Source organism: Actinomadura sp. DC4 (assembly GCF_030406325.1).
Lineage (GTDB): Bacteria > Actinomycetota > Actinomycetes > Streptosporangiales > Streptosporangiaceae > Actinoallomurus.
Window position 1 is genome coordinate 106,494 of the sequence record NZ_JAUEQY010000010.1, and the last position, 20,781, is coordinate 127,274.

The following is a 20,781-nucleotide window of genomic DNA, read 5'->3' on the forward strand; positions in this document are numbered from 1 at the left end:
CCCCGGAGGTGACGATGGATGCCGCGGCGGAGCGGGACTTCCGCGAGTTCGTCGAGGCGAGGTCCTCGGCGCTCATGCGTATGGCGTTCCTTCTCACCGGCGGGGACCAGTACGCCGCCGAGGACCTCGTGCAGACCGCGCTCGCCAAGGTGGCCGTGCGCTGGCGGAGCATCGACACCCCGGAGAGCTACGTCCGGCAGGTGATCTACCGCCAGCAGGTCAGCTGGTGGCGCCTCAAGTGGCACCGCCGCGAGACCAACGTGGCGGTCCTGCCCGACGAGGTGCGCGAGGACGGGACCTCGGCGGTGGACCTGCGGATGACGGTACGCGCGGCGCTGGCACGGCTCACACCGCGGCAGCGCGCGGTCCTCGTGCTCCGCTTCTTCGAGGACCTCCCCGAGGCCGAGGTGGCCCGATTGCTGGAGTGCAGCGTGGGCACCGTACGTAGCACCACTCACCGATCTCTCGCCCGGCTCCGTGTCGTGGCCCCCGAGCTGGAAGAGACCCTGAAGGAGGTCCGGCAGTGAACACCGAGACCTACGTCCGGAAGGTCCTCGACGAGTGGTCCGACGAGGCCCGGGTGCCACCCGGGCTCGCCGACAGGGCCCTGAAGCGGCGTACGGAAGGGCGCTTCACCAAGGCCGTGCTGGCCGTCGGGATGGTGGCGCTCCTCGTGGGGGCGGGCGTGGCGGTCGACACCCGGCTCACGCCGGACCCGGCGCCGCGCCCCGTCGACACCTCGCTGCACACCGACCCTGCCGACGCGCCGCCCAAGCGGCTCGTCGCCGCGGGCACCATCGCCCTGTCCGCCTACCGGACGCTTTCCTACAGCGGGGGCGAGCAGAGCTCCGTCTGGTACCTCTACGATCCCGCGTCCGGCGGTTACGAGAAGGTCCCCTGGGCGTGGGTCGCCGTGGCGCCCGGCCTGCGGCAGGCCGCCGTCCTCGACGGGCCGCTGCCGAGCGCGCACGTCGGCATCCTCGACATGAAGACGCGGCGGGTCCGCTGGATCGGGCTCCGGGCCGCCGCCGGCGGTCTCGCCTGGTCGCCGGACGGAAAGCGGCTGCTCGTGACGACGTACGCCACCGACCCGGACAAGAACTACCGCAAGGGCACGGGGGCGCGGACCGGGTTCATCGTGGTCGACCCCGTGTCCGCCGAGGCGCACTTCCACGGCCTGCTGTTCGACCGCGCGAACCCGAACGGCAGGCAGGACCTCGGCTGGAGCAGGGACGGCAGGCTCGTCTACGCCCCGAGCATGAACTTCTTCCCGCCGACCAGGCTCTTCTACGACCTGAACGGTGCGCCGCGACCGGCTCCCGCGCACGAGGCGGACCAGATGGAGGTGGCCGGGATCTCCCCGGACGGACGTCTCATGGCCACGCACGCGAGGATGGACCTGTCCGTCGACGACACGGCGACCGGACGGCAGGTGAGCGCCCTTCCGGTCTGGCAGATGGTCGCCTGGGCCGACAACAGCCACCTCATCGTCTTGATGTGCGATCGGGGTGACAAGTGCGGCGGTCCGCGCACGTTCAGCTTCCGATACGCCCTGATGAGCGTCGACGGCAGGACGACGATCCCGCTCACCGGCTACAAGCCGAACGCCTATGTGAACTCCTGGCAGCCGGAGTTCACCCACCGCTAGCGATGACAAATGTCATCGCCAACGCAGGATCGGCGACACTACGCCACCGATCAGCGCTTACCTAGCGTTGTCCCCATGAACGCGATCACCTTCACGGGAGTGTCGAAGAGCTACGACACGGTCCGCGCCGTCGAGACGCTCGACCTGGAGATCGGCGCGGGCCAGGCCGTCGCGCTGCTGGGTCCCAACGGCGCCGGCAAGTCCACCTCCATCGGCATGCTGCTCGGGCTCGTACGGCCCTCGGGCGGCACCGTCACCGTCTTCGGCGACAGCCCGGACGCGGCCGTCCGCGCCGGCAAGGTCGGGGCGATGCTCCAGGACGGCTCCCTCGTGGCGGGGGTGACCGTACGCGAGGTCGTGGAGTTCGTCCGCGGCCTCTACCCCGAGCCGATGCCGCTCGATGAGGTCCTGTCCCTGGCGAACCTGACCTCTCTCGCCAGGCGCCGCGCCGACCAGTTGTCCGGCGGGCAGGCGCAGCGCGTACGGTTCGCGATCGCCATCGCGGGCGCGCCCCGGCTACTGGTCCTGGACGAGCCGACCGCGGCGATGGACGTGGAGTCCCGGCGCTCGTTCTGGGCGAGCATGCGCGAGTACGCCGCCGGCGGCCGGACCATCCTGTTCGCCACGCACTACATGGAAGAAGCGGACGAGAACGCCGACCGGATCATCGTGATGGCCCGCGGCCGCATCGTCGCCGACGGCACCGCCCAGGTGATCAAGGCCGCCGCCGGGGGCCGTACGGTCCGGTTCACGATCGGCGAGCAGCCCACGGTGGGGCTCGACACGCTCCCCGGCGTCACCGGCGTCGAGCTGCGCGGAGGGACCGCGCAACTGCGCACCACCGACCCCGACGCGACCGTCCAGGCGCTGTACGCCTCCGGCATCCAGGTCCGTGACCTGGAGGTCAAGGGCGCCGACCTCGAAGACGCGTTCCTGTCCCTCACCGGCGACAACCAGAACTAGAAGAGGATCCCTACGATGCTTCGCTATCTCCTGCTGGAAATGCGCCGGATGTACCGGGACCGCCGCTTCGTGTTCTTCACCGTCGCCATGCCGGTCGCGTTCTACCTGCTCTGGTCGAACATCTTCGCCAAGGGCGACGGCGTGGAGTCCGACACCGGCCTGAACGCCGCGACGTACCTGCTGGTCTCGATGGCCTCCTTCGGCGCCCTCGGCGCGGCGCTGACGACGACCGGGCCCCGGCTCGCGGCCGAGCGGCAGACCGGCTGGCTGCGGCAGCTCCAGGTCACCCCGCTGCGGCCCGCCGCCGTGATCACCGCCAAGATCATCGCGTCGATGTGCCTGGCGCTGCCGTCCCTCATCGTCGTCGGGCTCACCGCCGCGCTCACCCAGCACGTACGGCTCTCGCCGGGGGAGTGGGCCGCGATGATCGCCCTGATGTGGGTCGGCACGCTGCCGTTCGCGGCGCTGGGCACGCTCATCGGCTCGCTCGTGGGCACGGACGCCGCGCAGCCGCTGACCGTGGCCTGCCTCTTCGGCCTGTCGATCCTGGGCGGGATCTGGATGTCGGTGAGCATCCTGCCCAAGACGCTGCGGCACATCGCGCACTGGATGCCCTCGAACCGGTACGCGGACCTCGGCTGGAGCGCCGTCGCCGGCCACGCACCGCCCGCCTCGGACTTCTTCATCCTCGCCGGCTGGACCGTGGGCCTCGGTGCCCTTGCGATCATGGCCTACCGTCGCGCTACCGTTCGAGTCTGATGAACCTGTCCACCTCCTACGATCTCGAGCGGGCATCCACACCCGGCACCTGGCGCCGGGCGGTGTGGAGCTCGCTCGGGCTCGTTTACCTGTTCGTGTGGCCGCTCAGCGACCTGTTCCAGCACCCGCACACCACCACGCGGGTCGTCCTGTCGTTCCTCGCGATCGGCTCGTACGCGGCCTCGTTCGTCGGTCTGATACTCGTCAACAATCCGTGGACCGGGGTCATCGCCCGGCCGATCTGGATCATGCTCGGCGTCACCACCGTCCTGGCGATCGCCTATCCGCTCCTGTTCGGCTCGGCCTGGAGCGCGCTGCCGATCTATCTCGGCATCGCGTACGCGATGGCGCTCCCGCCAGGCTGGGCGCCGCGTGGGGTGGCCGGGGCGGCCGCGCTCACGCTCCTCCTCTGCCTGCTGGCGGGCGCGCCCGGCGGCACCTCGGCCCTCCTGGCCTTCGAGGCGCTGACCATCGGCATGCTGATGGTGGCGTTCCGCACCAGCCGGATCCTCGTGGTGCAGCTCCGCGAGGCCCGCGGTGAGGTCGCCCGGCTCGCCGCGAGCGAGGAGCGGCTGCGCATCTCCCGCGACCTGCACGACCTGCTCGGCCACACGCTGTCGCTCATCGTGCTCAAGAGCGAGGTGGCCACCCGCCTGGCCGACCGCGACCTGGACCGCAGCCTCGCCGAGGTGCGCGACATCGAGTCCGTCGCCCGGCAGGCGCTCGCCGACGTACGCGAGGCGATCTCCGGCTACCGCCAGCGCAGCCTGACCGACGAACTGCAGAACTCCCGTGGCGTCCTGGCCGCGGCCGACATCGAGCTGACCGTCACGACCTCCGGCACACCGCTGCCCGACCAGATCGACGGCCTGTTCGGCTGGGCGGTACGCGAGGGCGTCACCAACATCGTCCGGCACTCCCGCGCCCGTACGGCGACGATCACGGTCCGCCGGGAGCCGGACGCGGCCGTCCTGGAGATCGTCGACGACGGCGTGGGCGGGACCGAGGCCGTGCAGGGCAACGGCCTGCGCGGGCTCGGCGAGCGAGTGGGGCTGTCGGGCGGTACCGTCGAGTCGGGGCCGCGCGCCGACGGCGGCCATCGCCTGACCGTACGCGCGCCGCTGGAGACCCCGGCCCGCCACGAACCCGCAGGCGCCTGACCCCCCGTTCAAGAACGGCATCCTCTAGAGTCGCTGCCGTGATCCGGGTGCTGCTCGCCGAGGACCAGGGGATGGTGCGCGGTGCGCTCGCGACGCTCCTCGGTCTCGAAGACGACATCGAAGTGGTCGGCGAGGCCGCGAACGGTGAGGAGGCGGTCACCGTCGCCGCGTCCGCGCGGCCCGACGTCGCGCTGCTCGACATCGAGATGCCCGGCAAGGACGGCATCACCGCCGCCGCCGAGATCCGCAGGAGCCTGCCGGACTGCCGGATCGTCATCCTCACGACGTTCGGCCGGCCGGGCTATCTCCGGCGCGCGATGGAGGCCGGTGCGTCGGCGTTCCTGGTCAAGGACAGCCCGGCGAAGGACCTCGCCTCCGCGATCCGCCGCGTCCTCGCAGGTGAGCGCGTCATCGACCCGGCCCTGGCGGCCGCCGCGCTGAGCGCCGGGCCCAACCCCCTGTCGGCCCGCGAGCGCGACGTGCTCGCCGCCGCGGCGGACGGCTCCACGATCGGCGACGTCGCCGTACGGCTGCATCTGTCCGAGGGGACCGTGCGCAACTACCTGTCGGCGGCCATCCGCAAGACCTCGGCGCGCAACCGCATCGAGGCGGTCCAGGCCGCCGAACGCCAGGGCTGGCTCTGACTTCTTTACCCTCCCTTGACCGAGCCGGCGGCGCAGCCCAGAATCCGCGTAATCACGACCGTCACGGAGGAGCTGGGCATGGCGCCACTGATCGAGAAAAGGCAGCAGGCACAGTTCGGCCATCGGACCAACTTCTGGGCACTGCCAGGGTCCGCGCCGAACACCGTCTCATGGCACTACAAGACCCAGGACTGGGTGGTGAAACGACCGGAAGACGGTGAGCCCGCCTTTCGGCGTACGGTTCGGTGCAAGACGTGCCGCAAATTGCTTGCCTATCGAATTCACAGCATCGAGGCCACGCTCGACCGTTACGACCGCTGGCGCGCCGGTGCCTATGGCGGCCTCACGCTGCTCGTCCTCGGACTGATCGGTCTTGTCTTCGTTCTCATCGTCGGAGGGAGCGCGATACGGGTCGGTCTCGTGGCCGCGGCCATTGGAGCAGGCGCCATGTCGGGCTGGATATTCGGGCTGGTCGCCGCCTGTGAGAACGGCGTCTCCGGACACTTCAACGGCTGGCCGGGGGCCACGAAGCACGCGGTCGTTCTCCGCGACCGGTCGGCGAACGTGCCGGAGCTGGCGTGCCCGCGCTGTGGCCATCGGGAGGAGTTCTCAGGCGACGTCGAGGGCCCTCCGGAGGGGCGGTACCAGGCCGCAAAGGCCCGCCTGGATCGGCACGAATGCCGTACGCCCTGATCATATCTCGACACGCAGAGTCATCTTCTGCTGGTTTCGGGGGGAAGCTTTCGCTCCAATTGGAAAGACCTGAAGTCCGCGACTTGAAATGACTCAGACCAATTGCATGGTCATTTGTCGGGACTTCTCGCAAAGTCTTGCATGGTGCCTTCTCGTGGTGCTTCACTCGACCACACCGCGTGGCGGTTCCACGAGACGAAAGGGCGTTATTCGATGTCCGCCGTCATTCTCGGGGCGCTCGATATCGCCGCCCTACCTGCAGAAGTAGCTCCCGCGCGACACTGGCTGTGCAAATTGCTCTGCAACGATCACAAGGAGATCATCGATGACGTCGTACTGATGGCCTGTGAGGCGATCACCAATTCGGTTCGCCATTCCGACTCGGCCGTTCGTGACGCCGACGGCGCGCCGGGTACGGTGACGGTGCTCGTCATGGCCGACGCCGGCGCGCTCCGTATCGAGGTCATTGACGCCGGGTCACCGACCAATGCTCCACGGTTCGCCGAGGACGGCCCGGACTCGGTGAACGGCCGCGGTCTGCACCTGATCGACTTACTCAGCGGTGGCCGCTGGGGCTCCTACACCCATGACGACGGCCGTACCGTCTGGTTCGAGATGGGCCCCTAGCGCGGTGGTCGCCGGGTCGCGGGCCGGTGAGAGGACCCCTCACCGGGCCAGGGCGGGGTGAGGGGTCCCCTCACATCCCAGATCGTCGTGCGGATGGCGGGGCCGGGCGTGGGGGTTTTGCCATCCCTTGACCGAACTGTGCACCGGCAACGAGACTCTCTGCGACCACTGCCGGCGAGGGGCCTGGGCATGAGACCACGGATCGAACAGAGAGAGCATGCGCGGGTCGGTCATCGGATCCGCTTCTGGGCACGGCCGGGCACGGCGAACACGGTCTCCCGGCGGTACAAGACTCAGGACTGGCTGGTGGAACGCCCGGAGGACGGCGAGCCGGCCGTGCAGCGCACGGTCCGGTGCGAGACGTGCAAGAAGCTCCTGACGTACCGCGTTCACAACGTCGAGGACACGCTGCGCCGCTACGGTCGCCGGCGGACCGGTGTCTTCGTCGGGCTCGCGCTGCTCTTCGCGGGGATGTTCGGCCGCCTTCTCATGCTCGTCACGGGCGACAGCCTCGTAGGGGCGATCCTCGCGCTGGGAGCGATCAGCGTGGGCGCCCTTGCGAGCTGGTCGTGCGGGCTCATGTCCGGTGAGGGCGGTGTGACCGGGCACCTCAACGGCTGGCCCGGGGCGACCAGGCACGCCGTGTTCGTCGACCGAGGCGAGCCGGAGCTGGTGTGCCCGAAGTGCGGTCACCAGGAGGCGCTCCCTCCCTCTGGGCCGGACTATCCCGAGAACATGCCGAGGAAGCGTTACCTGGCCGCCAAGGCCCGGCTCGGCGCCCACGAATGCACCGCGCCCTGACCGCGACCGTCCGGTCCCTGCTCAGGACGCGTACCAGGCCACCAGCCGGCGGTGACCCTGGAACGGATCCGCGAGCGGGCGTTGGCCCGGGGACGGGTACAAAAGCGCGCGCCGATCTTTGGTGCCCGGGGCGAGCGCGCGCCGCGTGGGGCTAAAGGGACAATTGGCTAGTTAGCCCCCTAATCAGGAAGGTTTCACGTGTCGAACACGCATGCCGTCGTGGCACGCCCGCCCGTGCTCGGCGACCTCGTCCCCGGTCGGCTCGCCCGTGACGTCGCACTCGTCGTGGGCGCCGCCGCGCTCGTCGGTATCGCCGCGCAGATCAGTGTGCCGGTGCCGGGAACCCCCGTACCCGTGAGCGGCCAGACCTTCGCGGTCCTGCTGTCCGGCGCCGCGCTCGGGCTCAACCGCTCGGTCATCGCGATGGCGCTGTACGCGGTCGCCGGCGTGCTGGGCGTGCCGTGGTTCGCCCAGGGCGCCTCCGGCTGGCACCTCGCCTCGTTCGGCTACGTCCTCGGGTTCGTGCTCGCCGGCGCGGTCGTCGGCGCGCTGGCCGCGCGCGGCGCGGACCGGTCGCCGCTGCGCACGGTCGCCACGATGACGCTCGGCACGCTGCTCATCTACGCCGTCGGCGTGCCGTGGCTGATGGGCATGACGCATTCCGGCTTCGGCGCGGCCCTGTCGATGGGCGTCCGTCCCTTCCTCGTCGGCGACGTGCTCAAGGTGCTCCTCGCCGCGGGCCTGCTGCCCGGCGCCTGGCGGCTTGTCCGGCGCTGAGTCTCATCGGTCCTGCGGCCGGGGCCGTACGAGGCCCTTGTCGTAGGCGAAGATCACGAGCTGGACCCGGTCGCGGGCCTGCAGTTTGGTCATGATCCGGTGCACGTACGTCTTGGCGGTCGCCGGGCTCAGGTGGAGAGCGCCGGCGATCTCCTCGTTGGTGAGCCCGGCGGCGATCTGCTGCAGGACCTCGCGCTCGCGGTCGCTGAGGATGTCGAGCTCCGGGGCGGGTTCGGCCGGCGGCGGCTGGGCGGCGAACTCCTTGATCACCCGGCCGGTCAGCCCGCGGCCGAGCAGGCCCTCGCCGGAGGCGACCACCCGGATCGCGTCCAGGAGCTCGTCCGGGGCGGTGTCCTTGAGCAGGAACCCCGCCGCGCCGGCCCGGAGGGCGCCGAAGATGTAGTCATCGTGCTCGAACGTGGTCAGGATCAGCACGTGCGCCTCGCGCAGGGCCGGGTCGTCGGTGACCCGCCGGGTCGCCTCGATGCCGTCCATCCCGGGCATCCGGATGTCCATCAGGATCACGTCCGGCGCCGTCGCCCGCGCGCCGTCGACCGCCGTCTTCCCGTCGGCGGCCTCCGCGACCACGTGCATGTCCGGGGTCGAGTCGATCAGGAGCTTGAAGCCCGCGCGCACCGTCGTCTGGTCGTCGGCGAGCAGGACACGGATCGTCATGGCCGGGCCTCCTTCAGAGGCAGGCGCGCGTGCACACGAAAGCCGCCGCCTGGCAGTGCTGTGGTGTTGAGGCGCCCGCCGGTCGCGACGACGCGCTCTCGCATGCCCTGGATGCCCAGGCCGTACGAGCCGCGGTCCACCACGTCGACCGGATCGCCGTCGTTGGTGACCGCCACGTCCAGGCTGTCGGGCGTGAAGGTGAGCGTCACCGCGACCTTGGTGACCCGTTCGGCGTGACGTTTGATGTTGGTCAGGCTCTCCTGAACGATGCGGTAAACCGTGAAACCGACGATCGCCGGGATCTCGGTACGGCGCCCCGACTCGTGCAGGGTCACGGGCAGTCCGTCCGTCCGGCTCTGCTGGATCAGCTCGTCGAGGTCGGCCAGGCCGAGTCCCGGACGTTTGAGCGGCTCGGCGATGCCGCGCAGGAGGCTGAGTGTCCGGCGGATCTCCCCGAGCGCGGAGTTGCTCACCGTGTTGATCGTCTCCAGTGCCTCGCGGCCGGCCTTCGGGTCGTCCTCGACGAACCGCGCGCTCACCGAGGAGGTGACACTGATCGACATCAGGGCGTGGCCGACGATGTCGTGGAGCTCACGCGCGATTCGCAGGCGTTCTTCGGTGACGCGGCGGCGCGCCTCGTCCTCCCGCTCCCGCTCGGCCCGCTCGGCGCGCTCCTCCGCGCCCAGGACGTACGTCCGCTGCGTCCGTACCCACGTGCCGGCGAGCACCGCGAACGGGACGGTCGCGAGCGTGCCGAGGTTCTGGAAGTTGTACGAGGGGACGTTCTTGGAGATCTCCGCGACGGCGAAGCCCAGGATCAGGGTCGCGATGGCCGTCGTCAGGGCCGTCCCGCGACCGCAGTAGCGGCCCACCGCGTAGAGGGCGACGAGGTCGGCGGGGGTGGCCGGGTAGCTGCGTTTCAGGAGAACCGCGAGAAAACCCGAGAAAATGAGGCAGATGACAAGGCTGGGAACAGGGAAGCGCTTTTTACCGAGGAGCGCGATGGCGGAGAGCGCGCCGAGGACCACTGACGGGATCACATACCCGCGAGCGTGGACATAAGGTAGATACACGGCGAATACCCCGGCCGACAACAGGATGTCGGCAGGGGTGACCGCCCGTTTGGCTTTCAAGGTCGCCCCTTCGCAGCCACACCTTGATCATTGGTCGGGCCCCGTCCCGCCAAACCTTGAGCGCGCCTCCCCGCGAACCCCAGTCAACCCCAAAGCCCCGCAAACCCACAGGTCAACCGTGGTTGTACGGCCAAGTGTCACCCACGGGTGGACGGATTCACCCGTGCGAGCTACGTAACGTAGTGGCTGCAAGACCGCAGACCAACAAAAGGCCTGGCGCGTCGCGATTGAATTGGGGGATTCAACGGGGGACGCGACGCGAGGGCCGTTCCCAGGGGCCTTGGATCTGTACCCGTCCAGGCCGCAGGAAGGCGAGCGTTCGCGGGTCGGGACTTCTTTGGGGGAAGAAGTCAACCGTCCGCGAACGCTCGCTCTTCCACGTCACGATCAGACTTTCGCGAGCACCTCGTAGCGCACCGGGATGACGCCCGACCCCGTGCCGCCCACGGCGTGCATCGCCGCGCTCGACAGGTCCAGGCAGCGGCCCGCGACGAACGGGCCCCGGTCGTTGATCCGCACGACCACGGCCCGGTCGTTGTTCTTGTTGATCACACGGACCTTCGAGCCGATCGGCAGAGTGCGGTGCGCCGCGGTGAGCGCGTCCGGGTCGAACGCCTCGCCGCTCGAGGTCCGTCCACCCGAGCCGTAGTAGGACGCCTCGCACGCGCCGCGCGACACGATCCTGTGGCGCTGGTGTTTCTTCTGTACCGGCTGCGCCGCGGGGGTCTCGGTGGGTTCCGGCGTCGGCGTCGCGACCGGCGTACGGACGTCGTCGCGGCTCGTACGGTCCAGGGGGCGCGGCGGGTCCGCCGCGGCGGTGCGGGACCTCGTCTGGGCCGATGGAGAGCCGGGCCCGGTGATCGCGACGCTGATCGCGACGGCGGCGATGGCGGCGAGCCCGGCCGCGGCGATGAGGTTGATGTGGCGTCGTGTGGGACGGTCGGTCTGGCGATGTCGGCCGGGTCTACCCGCAGATCTACCCACAAAGGGGTCCTTTGGTAGGGGACAGGACATCGGGTTCCGCCGGCAGAACCGTCGGTCTCCGATCGGCGCGGGCGCGCGAGGCCCCGGGCGCGAGTCCCCGACCCTAGGGGGCCGTGGGTGATGGTCACGTCCGATGTGCAGGATTTAGTGCGCCATCTCACGGCGCGTTGCCTGCTTTGGTGTGAAAGGTCAGGCCTCGACGCCCTCGTCGATCGCCTCGTGCACCTCGGCGCGGCGCTCGGCGAGCTCCTGCTCGTGCTTGGCCCGGTCGATGTCCTCGGCGATGTCCTCGTCCTGCTTCATGAGCTGGACCAGGTCGGCCTTCGCGTGGTCCAGGACGCCCATGTCGGCGTAGGCCTTCTGCACCTTGTCGCCCCAGAGGCCGATGTCGCGGACGCACGGCACGATGCGGGTGAACAGCAGCGACTGGTAGAGCTGGTAGACCGGGCCGTTGTCGACGAGGGACATGCACTCCTTGACCGGCATGTCGAGCGTCTCGAAGATCTCCTTGCCCTTGAAGCGGTCGCGCATGAGGTAGCAGCCCTCGACCACGAAGTCCTCGCGCTCGGCGCGCTCCTTGGAGGTCAGCTCCGCGTAGTAGTCCTTCAGCGCCAGCCGGCCGAACGCCACGTGCCGCGCCTCGTCCTGCATGACGTACGCGAGGAGCTGTTTGACGAGCGGGTTGGTGGACATGTCGCGGTAGACGCCGAAGGCGGCGAGGGCCAGTCCCTCGATGAGGACCTGCATGCCGAGGTAGGGCAGGTCCCAGCGCCCGTCCGACAGCGACTCCTCCAGCAGCTTGGCCAGGTCCTGGTTGACCGGGTAGTACATCCCGATCTTGTCCTGGATGAACTTGTTGTACAGCTCGACGTGGCGGGCCTCGTCCATGACCTGCGTCGCGGCGTAGAACTTCGAGTCCATGTCGGGCACCGACTCCACGATGCGCGCGGCGACCGTCAGCGCGCCCTGCTCGCCGTGCAGGAACTGGCTGAACAGCCAGGTGCCCTGGTGGCGGCCGAACTCATCGCGCGCCTCCTGTGGCATCCGGTCCCACAGGTCCGAGCCGACGAGGGGGTTCAGGTCGTCGGGGAACCCGGCGACGTTGTCCGGGTCGACGGGCTGGTCCCAGTCGATGCGCTTCTGCGCGTCCCACTGCTTGTCCTTGCCCTTCTGGTAGAGCGACAGCAGCCGGTCGCGACCGTCGTCGTACTCCCAGTTGAACCTCGCCGCCCCTGTGGCGGGCACGTCCCACGTGCCTTCGGGGACCGGGATCGTATAGCGGTCGCGCATCGTCATGGGGGATCCTCCCGTACGGGCGTGCTTTACATATCTTGGTAACACGTAAAGTGGTGGGTCGCCAGCGCTACCGGCCGAACAGTTCGGTCAGTTGCTCGGCCCGCGGAGTGAGGCTCACCCGCACCTCCCGGCCGTGGCGCTCCCGCCGTACGAGCCCGGCCGCCCCGAGCCGCTCGCAGTGATAGGTGATCGCGCTCGGCGTGAGGCTGGTCAGCGTGGCCAGCTCGCCCATCGTGGTCGGCCGGGTCAGCACGCTCAGCAGCTGGGCGCGGACCGGGCCGAGCAGGAGTTCGAGCTCGTTGTCGTGCGGCGGCGTGGGCGCGCCGCGGAACAGCCGCCCGACGCCGGGCACCGGATACCCGAGCCAGACCGCGTCCGGCCGGTCGAGGCAGCAGATCAGCGCGTCCCCGCCGGAGATCATCGGTACGAGGACGAGCGGGCGTCCGGCCAGGTCGAACCGGGCCGGCTCCGGGTCGCGGATCTTCAGCACCCCGTCCTCGAACCGCCCGTTCGGGTGGATCCCGCCCAGCACCACGTCGAGCCGCCCGCGTACGGCCGCCGCACCCACGCGTGCGACCTCGCGGTCCAGCAGCGGGCGCGCGTCGCGCCAGGCGGGCCGGATGGCCGCCCATACCTGGCTCATCGCGCCCGCGTAGGCCCGCAGCCACTGGCCCGGCTGCCGTGCGACCGCGCGCCAGTGCCGCGGCGGCCCGGAGCCGAAGACCACGTCCAGGTCCGCGAGCAGGTCGTCGGGCGACAGGCCGCGTAGCCGCTCGACCTGGTCGTCCACCGAGGTCTCCAGGACCGGGCTGAGCGGGCTCACGGAGTCGGGCATCACCGAGTGGCCGGGCGCCACCAGCGGCCACACCGCCTGGGCGTGCGCGGGTGAGACGGCCGCGCGGATGTGCTTCCGCCAGGACTCCGGCGCGCCGCGCCGGCGGCCGCCCAGCGCGTCGGTGGTCAGTGCGAGGACCGAAAGGTAGGGATCCAGCGAGACCCGTACGGTGGCGTCCCCGAGCCTGCCGATATGGAGCTCCGTCGCGTCCTGCTCCGTCGCTGACGTCATCTTCGTTCCCCCGGTCGCCTAGACAGGTGGGACGCGGGCATAAGCCCGAGGGTTCCGCTACGTGACGATCATCCCAATTGTCCGGCGTCGGCAGGGCAATATTCGCCAAACCCGATATTCGCCAAATCCGATCAGTCGTTCGGGAGGGCGGCGAAGTAGACGGCGGCCATGTCCTCGCCGCCGTGGCCGAGCTCGATGGTGCGAAGGAACTGCTCGCGTACCGCCTCGGCGATGCGCGGGTGCGCCCCGGCGGCCCGGCCCGCCTCCGCGACCAGTCCGGCGTCCTTCGCGGCCCCGGTCGCCCGGAAGCTCGCCGGCAGCTCGCCCTTGATGATCGCGCCCCCCTTGAGCTGGGCGTACGGGGAGTCGAGCGCCCCGCCACCGATCGCCTCGAGGAACAGGCTCTGGTCCAGCCCGAACGCCTGTGCGAGCGCCAGTGCCTCGCCGACCGAGGCGGTCAGCGCGAGGGCCCAGCTGTTGGCGACGAGCTTGAGGCGTGAGGCCTCAGTGCCCTCGCCCACCCACATGGTGCGAGAGCCGATCGCGTCGAAGATCCGCTGGACGCGTTCGTCGCGCGGGCCGGCGGCGAGCACGACCAGCGCGCCGTCCTCGGCGGGCTTCCTCGTGCCGAGGACCGGGCAGTCGACGAAGGTGACCTCACGCGCGCGGGCGAGCTCGGCGAGCCGGTCCGCGCCATCGGCGCCGACGGTGCTCATCTGCGCCCACACCGCGTCTTCCTCCATCGCGGGCAGGACGCCGGCGATCACGTCCTCGACGGAGGCGGCGTCGTGCAGCATGGTCAGCACGACGTCCGCGCCGTCGGCGGCCTCGGCCGGTTCGTCGCAGACGACTGCTCCGTCATCGGCGAGGGGCTCGGCCTTGACGCGCGTGCGGTTCCAGGCGCGTACCTCGATCCCGGCGTGCAGCAGGTTGCGGGCGATCGGCTCGCCCATGATCCCGGTTCCGAGTACGGCAACGGTCAATTTGTCCATGAGGTCACTTCTACCCCCGTACGGGCGCGCCTCGCTGGGAGGGACGTCACACCGAGAGCGTCCGGGCGAGCAGTCCCGCCGTACGCCGCATGATCGGCACGACGTCGTCGACCACGTTGAGCGGCAGCCGCCCCTGCGGGCCGGAGATCGAGATCGCGGCCAGCGTCGGGGTGCCGGGAAGGGGTACCGCGACGCAGCGCACCCCGATCTCCTGCTCCTCGTCGTCCAGCGCGTAGCCGCGCCGCCGGATCCGGCCCAGCTCCTCCAGGAGCGCCGGCAGGTCCGTGATCGTGTGCGGGGTGCGCGCGGGCAGGCCCGTACGCCCGATGATCTCGCTGGCCACGGGGTCGGAGAGCTGGGCGAGCAGGGCCTTGCCGACACCGGTGCAGTGGGGGTTCACCCGGCGTCCGACCTCGGTGAACATGCGCATCGAGTGCCGTGAGGGCACCTGGGCGACGTAGACCACCTCATCGCCCTCCAGGACGGCCATGTTGGCGGTCTCGCCGACCTCGTCCACGAGCTGGGCGAGGGAGGGCTGCGCCCACGAGCCCAGCAGGCGCCCGGCCGTCTCGCCGAGATGGATCAGCCGGGGCCCGAGCGCGTAACGCTTGGAGGGCTCCTGGCGGACGTAACCGCGGTTGACGAGGGTCCGCATCAGCCGGTAGATCGTCGGCATCGGCAGCCCGGAGATCTCGGCCAGCTCGGTGAGGGCGAGTCGCCCGCCCGCGCCGGCCAGGTGCTCCAGCAGCTCGAAAGCCCGCTCGATCGAGCGTACGCCGGACGCGGCCCGCGTCCCCGTGTCATCGGCCGTCACCCCGCATCACCTCTCCCCTTTCCGGCATCTTACGAAAGGATCGTTTCGTCAGGCGAAACGGGCGTGGCGTCGTGAGGTTACAAAGCGCGTCGGCACGGTTATAACCCGTAACGACTCGCACACACGGGTGCTCCACGCGCCCGCCCCCCTCGAAGACCGTCCGGCTCACGTCTGGGGGACGTCGCGCCAATGAATGTGATGACGAGGACGCTGCTGATCCTGGTGACGGGGGCCGCCGGCGTGCTGACCGTGCCGGCTTCCGGCCTCGCCGCGCCCGGGGTCCACCTGATGACCTCGATCAAGGCCCTGTCCCACGCGCCGGACGGAATCCGGTACGCCGTGACCGTACGCCCGGTCGGCGGCCCGGCACACGCGACGACACTGGTGCTGAGCACCCGCCGTCCCGCGGTGTGGACGGCCGTGGAGCCGGACTGCCTGTCGAGCCAGGACCGCACCGCGCTGGCCTGCGACCTCGGCGAAGTACGCGAGTCGGCGCCGCGGACCCTGCACCTGACCGCCCGGCCGGGCGCCGGCGGCCCGGCCCGTGTCCCGGTGACCGCCCGGGCCGGGGCGGCCAACGCGCCGTCCGTCACGTCGTCGCTGGGAGTGGTCGGCACCGCGGCGATGCGCCTCGCCAAGGGGCCGGCCGACGAGCCGTCCGCGGCCTCGGCCGACCCCACGGCCAAGCCATCGGCCTCCGCCAAGCCATCGGTCTCGGCCGACCCCACGGCCAAGCCATCGGCCTCCGCCAAGCCATCGGCCTCGGCCACACCGGAGGCGGCGACGCCGGTGGAGTCGATCTCGGCCGGACCGTCCGCGTCCGAGGCCGCCCAGTCGTCCCCGGCCGAGTCTCCGGAGGCCGTACGCCCGCCGGAGAAATCGTCCACGCCGCAGGTGCGCCCGCACGCCGCGCACCGGGCGCCCGCCCCGGCGCCGGCGCCGGGCGTCACCCACACGCCCGGCGTCACCCACACGCCCGGTGTCACCCCTACGCCCGGTGTCACGCAAACGCCCGGTGCCGCCCACGCGCCTGTCATCCCGCACCTGCCGGTGGCGCCGCTCGCACCCGGGGTCGCCATGCCACCGCCGAGCGCCCCGCTCGGCGGTCTCCCGGGCGGCCCGCCCATGCCGGTGGCCTCCCCGGCGCTGCCCCAGCTCGCGCCGCACGCGGCGCAGACGCCGCCCGGCTCGGGCGTCTCGGAGCTGAACACCCTGTCGACGGCGGGCGCCATGCAGGCGGGCCGTTCGTCCTGGGCGACCCTGATCGCGATCGCCGTCGTGGCCGAGGCGGGGCTGCTGTGGCTCATCGCGGGCCTCGGCGTGTGGCGGCGAAACCGGCTGGCGAAGGGCCGGCGAGTGTCACCGCAGGCCACGCGAGGGCCCGGATCGCGGCCGCTCCTGGCCCGGCCGCGATCCTGAACCCGAGATTCCCTGTCGGGCCGGTCGTCACTACTCTGGCTGGATCGCACGAAACGTACTCAGGGGAGCCGAACGATGGCTGATACGGGGCTGAAGTGTCCGAAGTGCTCGGGTGACTGGGGCACGCACGACCGCAGCGGCGTCATCATCGACGAATGCGAGGGATGCCAGGGGGTGTTCCTCGACCGGGGCGAGCTGGAGCGGTTGATCGACGCGGAGAGCGACTACCTCGCCAAGATCGACCCGCCCAGCGACGCGGACACGCTCTATCACGGGAGACACCGCAGGGGGATCATTCACCAGGTCTTCACGTCGGCCGAGTAGCCGGAGCGGAGGCGTTCGGCCTCCCAGAGATCGCGGTAGGGCCCCGGCGTCCCGACGAGCTCGTCGTGCGGGCCGTGCTGGGCGACCCTGCCGCCTTCGAGGACCACGACCTCGTCCGCGGCGGCCAGGGGAGCGAGCCGGTGCGTGACGAGCACGACCGTATGCTCGCCGCCGAGCAGTGAGGCGACGAGCGTGTCGGCCGTGGCGAGATCGAGGCCCTCGGTCGGCTCGTCGAGCAGCAGCACGGGCGGATCGGCGAGCAGGGCACGGGCGAGCAGCAGGCGCTGCCGCTGGCCGCCGGACAGCCGGTCGCGGTCGGCCGGGGTGTCCCAGCCGGCCGGCAGCGCGGTGATCCACTCCAGCAGCCCGGCCCGGCGGGCGGCCTCGGCGACCTCGGCGTCGGACGCGTCCGGCCGGGCGAGCGCGATGTTCGCCCGGAGCGAGGTGGCGAAGACGTGCGCGTCCTGCGTCAGCCCGCGCACGGCCGCGCGTACGCCGGCCGGGTCGCAGGCGTCGAGGGACGCGTCGCCCAGCAGCACCGCGCCGTGCCGAGGCCTGACCTCTCCGGACAGGACGCCCAGAAGCGTGCTCTTCCCGGCCCCGCTGGCCCCGACGATCGCGACCTTGCGCCCGGCCGGGATCCGCAGGTCGACGTCTTCGAGCGCCACGGCCGATCCGTACGCGACGCCGACCCGCACCAGCTCGATCCCCGGACACGGCGGCACCGGCCGCGTGCCCCGGGACGGCGCCGGCGCGGCGGACAGCAGGTCGGCGACCCGGCGGGCGGCGGGCCGCACCTCGGCGAAGCGGCGCGCGGCGTCGGCGACCGGGAGTACCGCCTCGATCGCCACGAGCGCGGTCAGGGTCAGGACCGTGGCCGGCACGACGCCCGCGCCGTGCCGCTGCGCCGTCCACAGCACGGCCGCCGCGGTGAGTCCCTGGACGGCCGTGCCGAGCGCGTTCACCGCGGCCTCGACCGCGGCGGACCGGCGTTCGAGCCACTCCAGTCGCAGCGCGTCGGCCCGCGCCCGCGCGACGAACCGTCCCGTGGCCCCGAACGCCGCCAGGTCGGCCGCCCCTTCGGTCACGTCGAGCCCGTGCACCGCGAGGTCGGCCCGCGCGGACGCCGTCCGCCGGGCGCCCGCCCGCGACACGAGGCCGGCCAGGACGGGCAGCCCGAGGCCGGCGGCCAGCACGCCGCCCGCGAGCACGGCCCCGGCGGCCGGCAGCAGGGAGACGCCGAGCGCGACCGCGCCCGAGCCGACGATCCAGGCCACGGCCGCGGGCAGCAGGCAGCGCAGCAGCAGGTCCTGCACCGACTCGACGTCGGCGACCATCCGGCGCACGACATCCGCGTCGCGCAGCCGCGCGTGACGAGAGAGGCGCAGGGCCTCGTACACGCGCACGCGGCGGTCGGCCAGGACGCGGAGGGCCGCGTCGTGGCCGGTCAGGCGCTCGGTGTAGCGCAAGGCACCGCGGAACAGGGCGAAGGCGCGTACGCCGACGATCGCCAGGGCCAGGGCGGACAGCGGCGGCTGCCCGGCCGCCCGCGCGATGAGCCAGGCCGCGCTCGCGGTGAGGGCGACCGCGCAGAGTTCGGCGCCCGTACCGGCCGCCACCGCCCCGGCCAGGCCGGGCAGCGCCTTGCGGCCGTTCACGCGGGGACCTCTCCCGGCGCGAGGTGCACCACGCGGTCGGCCAGCGTCAGCAGCGCCGGGCGGTGGGCGACCAGGAGCGCCGTGCGTCCCTCCAGGAGCCGGGCGGCGGCCTCGGCCACGAGTGCCTCGCTGTGCAGGTCGAGGCGGGCGGTCGGCTCGTCGAGCACCACGAATGGGGCGTCCATCAGGTACGCACGCGCGATCGCGACCCGCTGCCGCTGACCGGTCGACAGGCCCAGGCCGCGTTCGCCCAGCCCGGTGCGGTAGCCGAGCGGCAGGGCGGCGATGAAGTCGTGTGCGGCGGCGGCCTCCGCGGCGCGGCGCACCTCCTCCTCGGTCGCGTCCGGACGGCCCAGGCGGATGTTGTCCGCGACCGTCCCGGCGAACAGGTGCGGGCGCTGTGGCACGTACGCGACCTGCCGCCGCCACGCGGCGAGGTCGAGTTCGGCCAGGTCGGTGCCGCCCACCGAGATCCGGCCGGCCTCGGTCCCGGTGAAGCCGAGGACCGCCCGCAGCAGCGTGCTCTTGCCCGCGCCGCTCGGCCCGGTGATCGCGACCCGCTCGCCGGGCTCCACCGTCAGGGAGAAGCGGTCGAGGACCGCCTCGCGCTCGTACCGCACGACGATCTCCGCGACCTCGATGCGGCCCGCAGGCGGCGTGCGCGCCCCCGACGGCGCGGGTTCCGGAACGGCCTCGGCCTGGTCGAGCACCGCGCGGCCTTCGGCGGCGGCGTGGAAGCGCGTGCCGAGCAGCCGCAGCGGAAGGTACGCCTCGGGAGCCAGCAGCAGCACGAGCAGCGCCACCCGCAGGTCGAGCGAGCCGGACAGCAGCCGCAGCCCGGCGGGCACCGCGACCAGCGCGACGGACAGCGTGGCCACGATCTCCAGCACGAACGAGGACAGGAACGCGATCCGCAGCGCCCGTACGGTCGCGCGCCGGTGCCCGTCGGCCATCGCGCGGACGACCGTCGCCTGCGCGGCGTCCCGGCCGTACGCGCGCAGCGTCGGCAGGCCGGCCACGACGTCGAGGAAGTGGCCGCCCAGCCGGTGCAACTGCCCCCACTGGCGCTCGGTGGCCTGCTTCGTGTGCCGCCCGACCAGCGCCCCGAACACCGGGATCAGTGGCAGCGTCGCCGCGATGACCAGCGCGGACGGCCAGTCGGCCATCGCCAGCCGCACGAGCACGGCGACCGGGATCACGGCCGCGGCGTACCGCTGCGGCAGATATCCCGCGAAGTACGGGTCCAGGGCGTCCAGGCCGCGGCCCAGCAAGGTGACGTCGGCCCCGCGCTCCAGCAGCCGTACGCGCAGCACCCGCTTGCGCCGCGCGGCGGCCCACCCGTGGATCGTGCCCTGGCCGAAGGTGAACGCGGCACGCCCGGCGACGACCAGGACCAGCGGCAGCAGGAGCGGGTCGCCCGACAGGGCTCGCGACAGCAGGTCGGCCTGGGCCACGACGAGCAGGCCCTGGACGAGCGCGAGCAGCGCGTACGTCACAGGTACGACGGCCCGTCGACCCGGCCGCGGAAGGTCCACCAGACCCACGCCTGCGCGGCGACCAGCAGCGGCACCATCACCCCGGCCACGGTGAGCGTCAGCGACGCGTCATCCGCGGCGGTGGCGTCCGGCAGGTTCGCCGCGGCCAGCAGCGGCACGGCGACGATCGCGAGCGCGGACGCCGCCAGCGCCGCGCCGTACCTCCGCGCCCCCAGGGCGAGCCAGGCCAGCACCAGGAGCACGGCCAGCGCGACGACCGGTGGCGCGGTACGCCCGAGGTGGCCGGCGCCGGCACCGAGCGCGCACGGCACGCCCGCCACCAGGACGGCGGGCGCCAGCCGGCCGGCGAGGGCCCGCGGTCCGGGCGTGCCGAGCCGCAGCGCGGCGAAGACCGCACCGTGCAGCGCGAACAGACCGCACGTGGTGATCGCGAACAGCGGCGCACCGCCGCCCATCAGCAGGCCGATCGCCAGGCCCCAGGACGCGGCCACCGCCCAGCTGCCCGCGACGGTCGCGCCGTCCCAGAAGCTCCGCCAGGCCGCCCCGTCCCGCCGCCCGCGCAGCCACAGGCCCATGTCTCTCACCATCCAGCCGCAGACCAGCAGGACCACGGCGCCCCACGTACGGCCGAAGATGTCGCCTTCCATCCCGGGGAACAGCGCGGTCAGCAGGCCGGCCGTCGCCAGCAGCCACACCTCGTTGCCGAGGAAGAACGGCGCGATCGCCGCGATGGTCAGCCGCCGGTCGCGGCCGAGGAAGGGCAGCAGCATGCCGACGCCGATGTCGGCGCCCCCCAGCACGAAGTAACCGATGCCGAAGAAGCCCAGCAGGGCGTACGCGAAGGTGTCCACG

The 20,781-nt window shown here is 71.8% G+C and carries 22 protein-coding genes; 12 read left to right on the forward strand and 10 right to left on the reverse strand.

Translation table 11 applies throughout. The annotated features are described in order from the left end of the window. The first annotated feature begins 14 nt into the window (after window positions 1-14). From QWU11_RS18515 to QWU11_RS18560, 10 genes are all read left to right on the forward strand, one after another. Window positions 15-527, forward strand: coding sequence for a SigE family RNA polymerase sigma factor (locus tag QWU11_RS18515; RefSeq protein ID WP_290112999.1), 513 nt, complete (start codon window positions 15-17; stop codon window positions 525-527). Next, window positions 524-1,648, forward strand: coding sequence for a hypothetical protein (locus QWU11_RS18520; protein WP_290113017.1), 1,125 nt, complete (start codon window positions 524-526; stop codon window positions 1,646-1,648). Before QWU11_RS18515 ends, QWU11_RS18520 begins: the two co-directional genes overlap by 4 nt. Window positions 1,649-1,723: 75 nt before the next feature. Further along, entirely contained in the window at window positions 1,724-2,611 is an 888-nt protein-coding gene (locus QWU11_RS18525; RefSeq protein ID WP_290113019.1) for an ABC transporter ATP-binding protein, read from the forward strand. Window positions 2,612-2,626: 15 nt separating this feature from the next. Beyond that, window positions 2,627-3,370, forward strand: coding sequence for an ABC transporter permease (locus tag QWU11_RS18530; RefSeq protein ID WP_290113051.1), 744 nt, complete (start codon window positions 2,627-2,629; stop codon window positions 3,368-3,370). After that, complete coding sequence (locus tag QWU11_RS18535) at window positions 3,370-4,530, forward strand: sensor histidine kinase (protein WP_290113062.1); 1,161 nt, start codon at window positions 3,370-3,372, stop codon at window positions 4,528-4,530. The genes QWU11_RS18530 and QWU11_RS18535 overlap by 1 nt, the downstream gene beginning before the upstream one ends. 38 nt (window positions 4,531-4,568) lie before the next feature. Then, a complete protein-coding gene (locus tag QWU11_RS18540) occupies window positions 4,569-5,174 on the forward strand; it encodes a response regulator transcription factor (RefSeq protein WP_290113064.1) in 606 nt (201 codons plus the stop codon). Between the two features lie 78 nt (window positions 5,175-5,252). Beyond that, on the forward strand, window positions 5,253-5,867 hold the full coding sequence (locus QWU11_RS18545) for a hypothetical protein (protein ID WP_290113066.1): 615 nt from the start codon (window positions 5,253-5,255) through the stop codon (window positions 5,865-5,867). Window positions 5,868-6,080: 213 nt separating this feature from the next. Further along, window positions 6,081-6,494 (forward strand): ATP-binding protein, encoded by a 414-nt coding sequence (locus QWU11_RS18550; RefSeq protein ID WP_290113068.1) that lies wholly within the window; start codon window positions 6,081-6,083, stop codon window positions 6,492-6,494. Window positions 6,495-6,683: 189 nt separating this feature from the next. Then, window positions 6,684-7,295, forward strand: a complete 612-nt coding sequence (locus QWU11_RS18555; RefSeq protein WP_290113070.1) for a hypothetical protein — start codon at window positions 6,684-6,686, stop codon at window positions 7,293-7,295. Between the two features lie 198 nt (window positions 7,296-7,493). Then, entirely contained in the window at window positions 7,494-8,072 is a 579-nt protein-coding gene (locus QWU11_RS18560; RefSeq protein WP_290113084.1) for a biotin transporter BioY, read from the forward strand. Window positions 8,073-8,075: 3 nt separating this feature from the next. On the opposite strand, the gene QWU11_RS18565 is transcribed toward QWU11_RS18560, so the two are convergent. The 7 genes from QWU11_RS18565 to QWU11_RS18595 all read right to left on the reverse strand — a co-directional run bounded on the left by QWU11_RS18565 (window position 8,076) and on the right by QWU11_RS18595 (window position 15,032). Further along, entirely contained in the window at window positions 8,076-8,747 is a 672-nt protein-coding gene (locus QWU11_RS18565) for a response regulator transcription factor (protein WP_290113086.1), read from the reverse strand. Next, the gene (locus tag QWU11_RS18570) at window positions 8,744-9,880 is read right to left on the reverse strand and encodes a sensor histidine kinase (RefSeq protein WP_290113097.1); all 1,137 of its coding nucleotides are present in this window, start codon (window positions 9,878-9,880) and stop codon (window positions 8,744-8,746) included. The genes QWU11_RS18565 and QWU11_RS18570 overlap by 4 nt, the downstream gene beginning before the upstream one ends. A gap of 387 nt (window positions 9,881-10,267) precedes the next feature. After that, window positions 10,268-10,864, reverse strand: coding sequence for a septal ring lytic transglycosylase RlpA family protein (locus QWU11_RS18575; protein ID WP_290113099.1), 597 nt, complete (start codon window positions 10,862-10,864; stop codon window positions 10,268-10,270). Window positions 10,865-11,053: 189 nt separating this feature from the next. Further along, window positions 11,054-12,160: a ferritin-like domain-containing protein gene (locus QWU11_RS18580; RefSeq protein WP_290113109.1), complete on the reverse strand. Its 1,107-nt coding sequence runs from the start codon at window positions 12,158-12,160 to the stop codon at window positions 11,054-11,056. Window positions 12,161-12,227: 67 nt separating this feature from the next. After that, window positions 12,228-13,226, reverse strand: coding sequence for a winged helix-turn-helix domain-containing protein (locus tag QWU11_RS18585; protein ID WP_290113140.1), 999 nt, complete (start codon window positions 13,224-13,226; stop codon window positions 12,228-12,230). Between the two features lie 131 nt (window positions 13,227-13,357). Beyond that, on the reverse strand, window positions 13,358-14,218 hold the full coding sequence (locus QWU11_RS18590) for an NAD(P)-dependent oxidoreductase (RefSeq protein WP_290113149.1): 861 nt from the start codon (window positions 14,216-14,218) through the stop codon (window positions 13,358-13,360). A 46-nt stretch (window positions 14,219-14,264) separates the two neighbouring features. Next, window positions 14,265-15,032, reverse strand: coding sequence for an IclR family transcriptional regulator (locus QWU11_RS18595; RefSeq protein ID WP_290113151.1), 768 nt, complete (start codon window positions 15,030-15,032; stop codon window positions 14,265-14,267). Between the two features lie 198 nt (window positions 15,033-15,230). Here QWU11_RS18595 and QWU11_RS18600 point away from each other — a divergent pair, with 198 nt between their 5' ends. Continuing rightward, window positions 15,231-16,451: a hypothetical protein gene (locus QWU11_RS18600; RefSeq protein WP_290113161.1), complete on the forward strand. Its 1,221-nt coding sequence runs from the start codon at window positions 15,231-15,233 to the stop codon at window positions 16,449-16,451. A gap of 75 nt (window positions 16,452-16,526) precedes the next feature. Then, window positions 16,527-16,775 carry a zf-TFIIB domain-containing protein gene (locus QWU11_RS18605; protein WP_290113175.1) on the forward strand — a complete coding sequence of 83 codons (249 nt, stop codon included), beginning with the start codon at window positions 16,527-16,529 and terminating at the stop codon, window positions 16,773-16,775. Here the strand turns inward: QWU11_RS18605 and cydC are convergent. The 3 genes from cydC to QWU11_RS18620 are packed head-to-tail and all read right to left on the reverse strand — an operon-like array spanning window position 16,748 to window position 20,780. Beyond that, window positions 16,748-18,433 carry a thiol reductant ABC exporter subunit CydC gene (gene cydC, locus QWU11_RS18610; protein WP_290113177.1) on the reverse strand — a complete coding sequence of 562 codons (1,686 nt, stop codon included), beginning with the start codon at window positions 18,431-18,433 and terminating at the stop codon, window positions 16,748-16,750. The genes QWU11_RS18605 and cydC overlap by 28 nt on opposite strands. After that, window positions 18,430-19,929, reverse strand: a complete 1,500-nt coding sequence (cydD, locus tag QWU11_RS18615; protein ID WP_290113203.1) for a thiol reductant ABC exporter subunit CydD — start codon at window positions 19,927-19,929, stop codon at window positions 18,430-18,432. The genes cydC and cydD overlap by 4 nt, the downstream gene beginning before the upstream one ends. Then, complete coding sequence (locus tag QWU11_RS18620) at window positions 19,926-20,780, reverse strand: cytochrome d ubiquinol oxidase subunit II (RefSeq protein WP_290113205.1); 855 nt, start codon at window positions 20,778-20,780, stop codon at window positions 19,926-19,928. Before QWU11_RS18620 ends, cydD begins: the two co-directional genes overlap by 4 nt. Between the last annotated feature and the right edge of the window lies 1 nt (window position 20,781).

Bases quoted from the DNA above. Each gene is read 5' to 3' on its own strand.
- QWU11_RS18515 (WP_290112999.1), top strand. From the start codon at position 15: ATGGATGCCGCGGCGGAGCGGGACTTCCGCGAGTTCGTCGAGGCGAGG.
- QWU11_RS18525 (WP_290113019.1), top strand. From the start codon at position 1,724: ATGAACGCGATCACCTTCACGGGAGTGTCGAAGAGCTACGACACGGTC.
- QWU11_RS18530 (WP_290113051.1), top strand. From the start codon at position 2,627: ATGCTTCGCTATCTCCTGCTGGAAATGCGCCGGATGTACCGGGACCGC.
- QWU11_RS18535 (WP_290113062.1), top strand. From the start codon at position 3,370: ATGAACCTGTCCACCTCCTACGATCTCGAGCGGGCATCCACACCCGGC.
- QWU11_RS18545 (WP_290113066.1), top strand. From the start codon at position 5,253: ATGGCGCCACTGATCGAGAAAAGGCAGCAGGCACAGTTCGGCCATCGG.
- QWU11_RS18550 (WP_290113068.1), top strand. From the start codon at position 6,081: ATGTCCGCCGTCATTCTCGGGGCGCTCGATATCGCCGCCCTACCTGCA.
- QWU11_RS18555 (WP_290113070.1), top strand. From the start codon at position 6,684: ATGAGACCACGGATCGAACAGAGAGAGCATGCGCGGGTCGGTCATCGG.
- QWU11_RS18565 (WP_290113086.1), bottom strand. From the start codon at position 8,747: ATGACGATCCGTGTCCTGCTCGCCGACGACCAGACGACGGTGCGCGCG.
- QWU11_RS18580 (WP_290113109.1), bottom strand. From the start codon at position 12,160: ATGACGATGCGCGACCGCTATACGATCCCGGTCCCCGAAGGCACGTGG.
- QWU11_RS18585 (WP_290113140.1), bottom strand. From the start codon at position 13,226: ATGACGTCAGCGACGGAGCAGGACGCGACGGAGCTCCATATCGGCAGG.
- QWU11_RS18590 (WP_290113149.1), bottom strand. From the start codon at position 14,218: ATGGACAAATTGACCGTTGCCGTACTCGGAACCGGGATCATGGGCGAG.
- QWU11_RS18600 (WP_290113161.1), top strand. From the start codon at position 15,231: ATGACGAGGACGCTGCTGATCCTGGTGACGGGGGCCGCCGGCGTGCTG.
- QWU11_RS18605 (WP_290113175.1), top strand. From the start codon at position 16,527: ATGGCTGATACGGGGCTGAAGTGTCCGAAGTGCTCGGGTGACTGGGGC.